Here is a 6,916-nt window from a genome sequence, read left to right as displayed (position 1 = left end):
AGGACCAGTACCCCCAGGGCTCCCCCGCGCAGGATCCTTACGCCCAGGACGCCTACGCCCGGGGCCCCTACCGCCCGCAGGACCCCTCGTCGCAGGACGCGGCGTCCGGCGCGATGTACGACCGCGCCGCGCATCCGCCGCCCAGCGGCGCATACCCCGAGACGATGCCGCTCTACCAGCAGCCTCCCGCGCAGCAGTACGCGCCCGATCCACGCGTCTGGGCCCAGCCCCCGCCTCCCGAGCCCGACGGTCCTTCACACGGCGTTCCCTACGGCGACGACCCGAAGACCACGCAGTTCACCGGCGTCGACGAGCTCGTCACCCGAGCGCGCACCGACGAACCGGAGCCCGACGCATTCGCGCATCTCTTCCGCGACCAGGAAGGAACGGGCCGGCCGCCCGCCGCCGCACCCGAGGCGGCTCCGGCGCCGACGCCCGCGAAGAAGTCCGGCGGGCGGGCCTCCGGTCTGCTGAAGTCCAGCGCGGTGATGGCGGCGGGCACGCTCGTCTCCCGGCTCACCGGCTTCGTACGCTCCGCACTGATCGTGGCCGCGCTCGGCGCCGCCACCCTCGGCGACACCTTCCAGCTCGCCATCACCCTGCCGACGATGATCTACATCCTGACCATCGGCGGTGGCCTCAACTCCGTCTTCGTCCCGCAGCTCATCCGTGCGATGAAGGACGACGAAGACGGCGGCGAGGCGTACGCGAACCGCCTGCTGACCCTGGTCGTCGTCATCCTCGGCACGCTGACCGCGCTCTCGGTGTTCGCCGCCCCGGTGCTGGTCCGCCTCATGTCGGTGAGCATCGCCGACAACCCGGCGGCCAACGACGTCGCCGTCGTCTTCGTGCGCTACTGCCTCATCACCATCTTCTTCATGGGCGTGCACGTGGTGATGGGGCAGATCCTCAACGCCCGCGGCAGGTTCGGCGCGATGATGTGGACCCCGGTCCTCAACAACATCATCATCATCGCCACCCTCGTCATGTTCATCTGGGTGTACGGCACCGCCGAGGACTCCGGGATGACGGTCGCGTCCATCCCGCCCGAGGCGGAGCGTCTGCTCGGCGTCGGCGTGGTGCTCGGCCTCACCGTCCAGGCCCTGGCGATGGTCCCCTACCTCCGCGAAACCGGCTTCCGGATCCGGCTGCGTTTCGACTGGCGGGGCCACGGCCTCGGCAAGGCCGCCAAGCTCGCCAAGTGGACCGTGCTGTTCGTCCTCGCCAACCAGGCCGGTGTGCTGGTCGTCTCACAGCTCTCCACGGCGGCGGGCGTCGACTCGGGCACCCAGGGCGCGGGTTACATCGCCTACTCCAACGCCCAGCTGATCTGGGGCATGCCGCAGGCCATCATCACCGTCTCGGTCATGGCCGCCCTGCTGCCCAGGCTCTCCCGCTCCGCGCACGACGGCGACACCGGAGCCGTACGCGACGACATCTCGCAGGGCCTGCGCAACTCGGCCGTCGCGATCGTTCCCGTCGCCTTCAGCTTCGTCGCCCTCGGCATCCCGATGTGCACGCTGATCTTCGGGTCGTCCGGCATCGAGTCGGCGCGTTCCATGGGCTACATGCTGATGGCCTTCGGCCTCGGTCTGATCCCGTTCTCCGTGCAGTACGTGGTGCTCCGCGCCTTCTACGCGTACGAGGACACCCGGACCCCCTTCTACAACACGGTCATCGTGGCCGTCGTGAACGCCGCCGCCTCCGCCGTCTGCTTCCTCGTCCTGCCCTCGCGCTGGGCCGTGGTGGGCATGGCCGCGTCGTACGGCCTCGCCTACGCCGTGGGTGTGGGCATCGCCTGGCGCAGGCTGAAGAAGCGTCTGGGCGGGGATCTGGACGGCTCGCACGTGATGCGCACGTACGCCCGGCTCTGCCTGGCGTCCGTCCCCGGAACGATCGCCGCCGGCTCGGTCGGCTACCTCGTACTCGACAAGCTCGGCAGTGAGGTACTGGGCTCGTTCACCGCATTGGCGGTCGGCGGCATCGTTCTGTTGGCCTGCTTCTTCGTCGTCGCGCGGAAGCTGCGTATCGAGGAGATGAACGCCTTGGTGGGCATGGTCCGGGGCCGTCTCGGACGCTAGGTCCGGGGCCGAGCACAACCATCGTCGGCCGCCGTGTGTCGTGCATAGCGTCCGACTGTGGGCACAATTGGCGTGGCTGTTGGACAGTGCGCAACGGATGGGGAGGCAGGAGCGACGGTGGCGGAACGGAGCACGTCCGCCGTCGAGGTGGCCGACAACAGCGGTGACGAACCGCCGGCCACCCAGACGGACGAGGCCACCACCGGCGGGGTGGCCGACGGGGTGGCGAAAGCCCACAGCACAGAGGACTCCACAACGGAGGCCGAGGAGCCGGGGTCCGCGAAGCCGGGCTCCGGGGCCGGGAATTCGGCGAAGCCGAAGGGCACGGAGCGGAAGAAGCCCGCACCGTCCGTGGCGGCACCCGAACTCCACAGCGGCCACAAGCTCGCCAGACGCTACCGGCTCGAAGAGTGCGTCACCCGCCTGGACGGATTCAGCAGTTGGCGCGCGGTCGACGAGAAACTGCGCCGCGCGGTCGGCGTGCACCTGCTGCCCGCAGACCACCCCCGGGCCCGCTCCGTGCTGGCCGCGGCCCGCTCCTCGGCCCTCCTCGGCGACCCGCGCTTCGTCCAGGTCCTCGACGCCGTCGAGGAGGACGACCTCGTCTACGTCGTCCACGAGTGGCTGCCCGACGCGACGGAACTCACCGCGATCCTCGCCGCCGGTCCCATGGAGGCGCACGACGCCTACCAGCTCGTCAGCCAGGTCTCCCAGGCGATGGCCGCCGCGCACCGCGAGGGGCTGGCCCATCTGAAGCTGACCCCCGGAGCCGTACTGCGCAGCTCCACCGGCCAGTACCGGATCCGCGGCCTCGCGGTGAACGCCGCCCTGCGCGGTATCAGCGCGGAACGCCCCCAGCGCACCGACACCGAGGCGATCGGCGCGCTCCTGTACGCGGCGCTGACCAACCGCTGGCCGTACGAGTCGGACGCGTACGGCCTCGCGGGGCTGCCCAAGGGTGTCGGTCTGATCGCGCCCGACCAGGTACGCGCGGGGGTCCACCGCGGTCTGTCCGAACTCGCCATGCGCGCGCTGGTCAACGAGGGCGCCACCGCCTCGCGCCAGGACCCGCCCTGCACCACCCCGGACGAGCTGGCCAAGGCCGTCGCCGGGATGCCGCGCGTCCGCCCTCCCGAGCCCACGTTCGCCGCACCGCCCGAGTACCAGCGCACCACCTATCAGCAGGGCTCGTACGCGCGCCCCGCGACTCCCGTCGGACAGCCCGCCACGCGGCCGGTGCCCGTCCCGCCACCGCCTCTCCAGAGCCGTACCGGCAAGGCCCTCAAGTGGACGGTGTCCGCGCTTCTCATCGCCGCGCTGGGGCTCGCCAGCTGGCAGGTCGCCGACCACATGCTCAACCGCAAGAGCTCCGACGAGACGACACAGTCCCAGTCGGCGGACGGCGAGCAGGAGAAGCCCGCGCCGCGGACCCCGAAGAATCTGAAGATCACCGGGACCGGGGTGTTCGCACCCGACGGCGACGGCGTGAAGGCGGGGGACGTCCACCTGGCCACGGACGGCGACACCGGCACGGCCTGGATCACCCCGAGGTACTCCGGCTACGCGAACTTCGGCAATCTCCCCAACCGCCGGCAGGGCAGCGGGATAGTCGTCGATCTCGGCAGCGTGCAGGATGTGTACGGCGTCGATGTCGCCATGTACCGGGGCGGCCAGAAGGCCGAGGTCCTCGCCGCCGGCGAGGACGCCTCGTCGCCCGCCGCCCTGTCGGACTTCCCCCAGCGCATCGCCGAACTGGGGCAGACCGGCAGTAATCTCAAGGCGGCCCTGGACAAGCCCGTGAGAACGCGGTACGTACTGATCCACATCACGGAACTCGCCGCGGACGGATCCGCCGGACAGTTCCGGGGCGGAATCTCGGAGATCAAGGTCATAGGCTGATCCCGCTGACCAGGGGAGGGGGCTCACCGTTGGAGGACGCCACACTCGGCGGCGTGAACGACCAGGATCTCCTGGCACGTCACGTCGCGGGGGATCCCGACGCCTTCGGTGAGCTCGTACGGCGCCACCGCGACCGCCTCTGGGCCGTGGCGCTGCGCACGCTGGGAGACCGCGAGGAAGCCGCCGACGCCGTGCAGGACGCCCTCGTGTCCGCCTTCCGCGCGGCTCACACCTTCCGCGGTCAGTCCGCCGTCACGACCTGGCTGCACCGCATCACCGTCAACGCCTGTCTCGACCGGGCGAGGAAAGCCGCCTCCCGCAAGACGTCTCCCGTGGACGACACGGAGCGCCTGGAGCAGCTCCTCGAACCGCAGGAGTCCGCAGAGGCCCCCGCCGAGCGCCAGGACCTCCACCGCCAGCTCCTCGTCGCCCTCGCCAAGCTGCCCGCCGACCAGCGGGCCGCCCTGGTCCTGGTCGACATGCAGGGGTATCCCGTGGCGGAGGCCGCCCAGGTCCTCGGCGTACCCGTCGGGACCATAAAGAGCCGCTGCGCGCGCGGCAGGGCCAGACTTCTGCCGATGCTCACCCATCTGCGGGAGTACACCGGCGGAGCGGGCACCGCCGACGGTACGGGCGCGAGAGCCCGTCTCGGGCCACAAAGGAACCGGACGTCGGGCACATCCGTCCAACCGGAGCCGGGACCACAGCACAGAGGACCGGACACAGGGCCAGACACCGGACCAGACGCGGGACCACAAGGTCCTGCCGCCGTGAAGGGAGGAGGTGGGCGAGCGTGACAACCACGACCGGCACGACCGAGCACCCTGACGTCTCGGAGATCTCCGACCTCACGGAGGGCCTTCTCTCCCCCGTGCGGAGCGCCGAGGTGCGCGAGCACCTGGACGGCTGCGCGCTCTGCGCCGATGTGCACGAGTCTCTGGAGGAGATCCGCGGACTGCTGGGTACGCTGCCCGGCCCGCCACGGATGCCGGCCGACGTGGCCGCGCGGGTCGACGCCGCCCTGGCCGCCGAGGCCCTGCTGAACGCGACCGCGGCGACCGCCGATGTTTCACGTGAAACATCGCGCACCGCAGACAGCTCCGCCGAAACCGCTGCACCCGAGCACGAGCACGAGCACGAAACCGAGTCCGAGCGGGAGTCCGAGCGAGAGGCGGAGTCCGCCGCCACGGCCGTCGTGCCCGGCGCCTCAGTGCCCGGAGCCACCGTCTCCGACGCTCCCCGGGCGGACCGCCCCGCCGGACGCCCACGGGCGGCCACCGGCCCCGGTCGCCCCCGGCGACAGCGCCGCCGTCGCGGCGTGATCCTCGGCGCCGTTTTCGGAACGGCCGCGATCGGCGTGAGCGTCCTGCTGTTCCAGACGTCGTCGTCCACCAGCAGCGTCGACTACAAGGCCGATTCGGGAGCGAGCCAGGCCGACGGCAGCGGCGACGTCTTCTCCGGTACCGGGATCCAGGACAAGGTCCACTCCCTCCTCACCTCCACCCCCGCCACCGGTGCGCCTCATATGGCGGACGGCGGGAGCGGGGGCGAGAACTCCACCAGGGAAGGGACCACCACGGCCTCACCGAAGGCCCTGGCTCAGCTGCCGCCCTGTGTCCAGCAGGGAATAGGCCGTACGGAACCGCCGCTCGCCGCCGAGAAGGGCATCTACAACGGCGTCGACGCCTTCCTCGTCGTGCTCTCGGATCCCGTCGACGGCAGCCTCGTGCGGGCCTATGTCGTCGATGCCGCCTGCGTCGACGTCACCCCGCCCGTCAAGGGTGAACTCCTGCTGACGAAGACCTATCCACGTCACTGAACACTGCCCCGCGTCGCCGGGACCTCGCGGGAATGCGGGGCCCGTAGGATCCGTTGGGTGGGGTGAGAGTCTGAACCGCCCCCGTTGGCAGTAGCAGGCAGTCGGCAGAGACGAGGAAGAAACCCGTGAGCGACGTCCGTAATGTGATCATCATCGGCTCGGGGCCGGCCGGCTACACGGCCGCGCTGTACACCGCACGCGCGTCGCTGCACCCCCTCGTGTTCGAGGGCGCTGTCACGGCGGGTGGCGCGCTGATGAACACCACCGATGTGGAGAACTTCCCCGGCTTCCGCGACGGCATCATGGGTCCCGACCTGATGGACAACATGCGGGCGCAGGCCGAGCGGTTCGGCGCCGAGCTCGTTCCGGACGACATCGTCTCCGTCGACCTCACGGGGGAGATCAAGACGGTCACCGACACGGCGGGCACCGTCCACCGGGCGAAGGCCGTGATCGTCACGACCGGATCGCAGCACCGCAAGCTCGGACTGCCCCGCGAGGACGCGCTCTCCGGACGCGGCGTCTCCTGGTGTGCCACGTGTGACGGGTTCTTCTTCAAGGACCAGGACATCGCCGTGATCGGCGGCGGCGACACCGCGATGGAGGAGGCGACCTTCCTCTCCCGGTTCGCCAAGTCGGTCACGATCGTCCACCGCCGGGACACCCTGCGGGCCTCCAAGGCCATGCAGGACCGGGCCTTCGCCGACCCGAAGATCCGGTTCGCCTGGGACAGCGCGGTCGAGGAGATCCACGGCGAGCAGAAGCTCTCCGGTCTGACCCTCCGGAACACCAAGAGCGGTGAGACGTCCGAGCTCGCGGTGACCGGGCTGTTCATCGCCGTGGGCCACGACCCGCGCACCGAGCTCTTCAAGGGCCAGCTCGACCTCGACGACGAGGGTTACCTCACGGTCGACGCGCCCTCGACGCGCACCAACCTCACGGGTGTCTTCGCCGCCGGCGACGTCGTCGACCACACCTACCGTCAGGCGATCACCGCCGCGGGCACCGGTTGTTCCGCGGCCCTCGACGCCGAGCGCTTCCTCTCCGCGCTCGGTGACAGCGAGAAGGCCGCCGAGCCGGAGAAGACCGCGTCCGTCTGACCACCCGTACCGATCCA

Annotated in this window: 5 protein-coding genes; all 5 read left to right on the top strand. The window is 70.6% G+C overall.

Annotated elements, in window-relative coordinates; translation table 11 throughout:
• The coding region (gene murJ, locus GXP76_RS18020) for a murein biosynthesis integral membrane protein MurJ (RefSeq protein ID WP_242572560.1) at nucleotides 1-2,081 on the top strand (2,081 nt) is incomplete at its 5' end.
• 117 nt (nucleotides 2,082-2,198) lie between these two features.
• The gene (locus tag GXP76_RS18015; protein WP_242572559.1) at nucleotides 2,199-3,980 is read left to right on the top strand and encodes a protein kinase family protein; all 1,782 of its coding nucleotides are present in this window, start codon (nucleotides 2,199-2,201) and stop codon (nucleotides 3,978-3,980) included.
• A 29-nt stretch (nucleotides 3,981-4,009) separates the two neighbouring features.
• Nucleotides 4,010-4,777, top strand: coding sequence for an RNA polymerase sigma factor SigM (gene sigM, locus GXP76_RS18010; protein WP_277993509.1), 768 nt, complete (start codon nucleotides 4,010-4,012; stop codon nucleotides 4,775-4,777).
• The gene (locus GXP76_RS18005; RefSeq protein ID WP_242572557.1) at nucleotides 4,774-5,799 is read left to right on the top strand and encodes an anti-sigma factor; all 1,026 of its coding nucleotides are present in this window, start codon (nucleotides 4,774-4,776) and stop codon (nucleotides 5,797-5,799) included. The genes sigM and GXP76_RS18005 overlap by 4 nt, the downstream gene beginning before the upstream one ends.
• Before the next feature lie 125 nt (nucleotides 5,800-5,924).
• Entirely contained in the window at nucleotides 5,925-6,899 is a 975-nt protein-coding gene (trxB, locus tag GXP76_RS18000; RefSeq protein WP_242572556.1) for a thioredoxin-disulfide reductase, read from the top strand.
• Nucleotides 6,900-6,916: the final 17 nt, after the last annotated feature.

It is taken from the genome of Streptomyces sp. NP-1717 (genome assembly GCF_022695985.1).
Lineage (GTDB): Bacteria > Actinomycetota > Actinomycetes > Streptomycetales > Streptomycetaceae > Streptomyces.
This window is presented reverse-complemented; position numbering and strand designations above follow the sequence as displayed.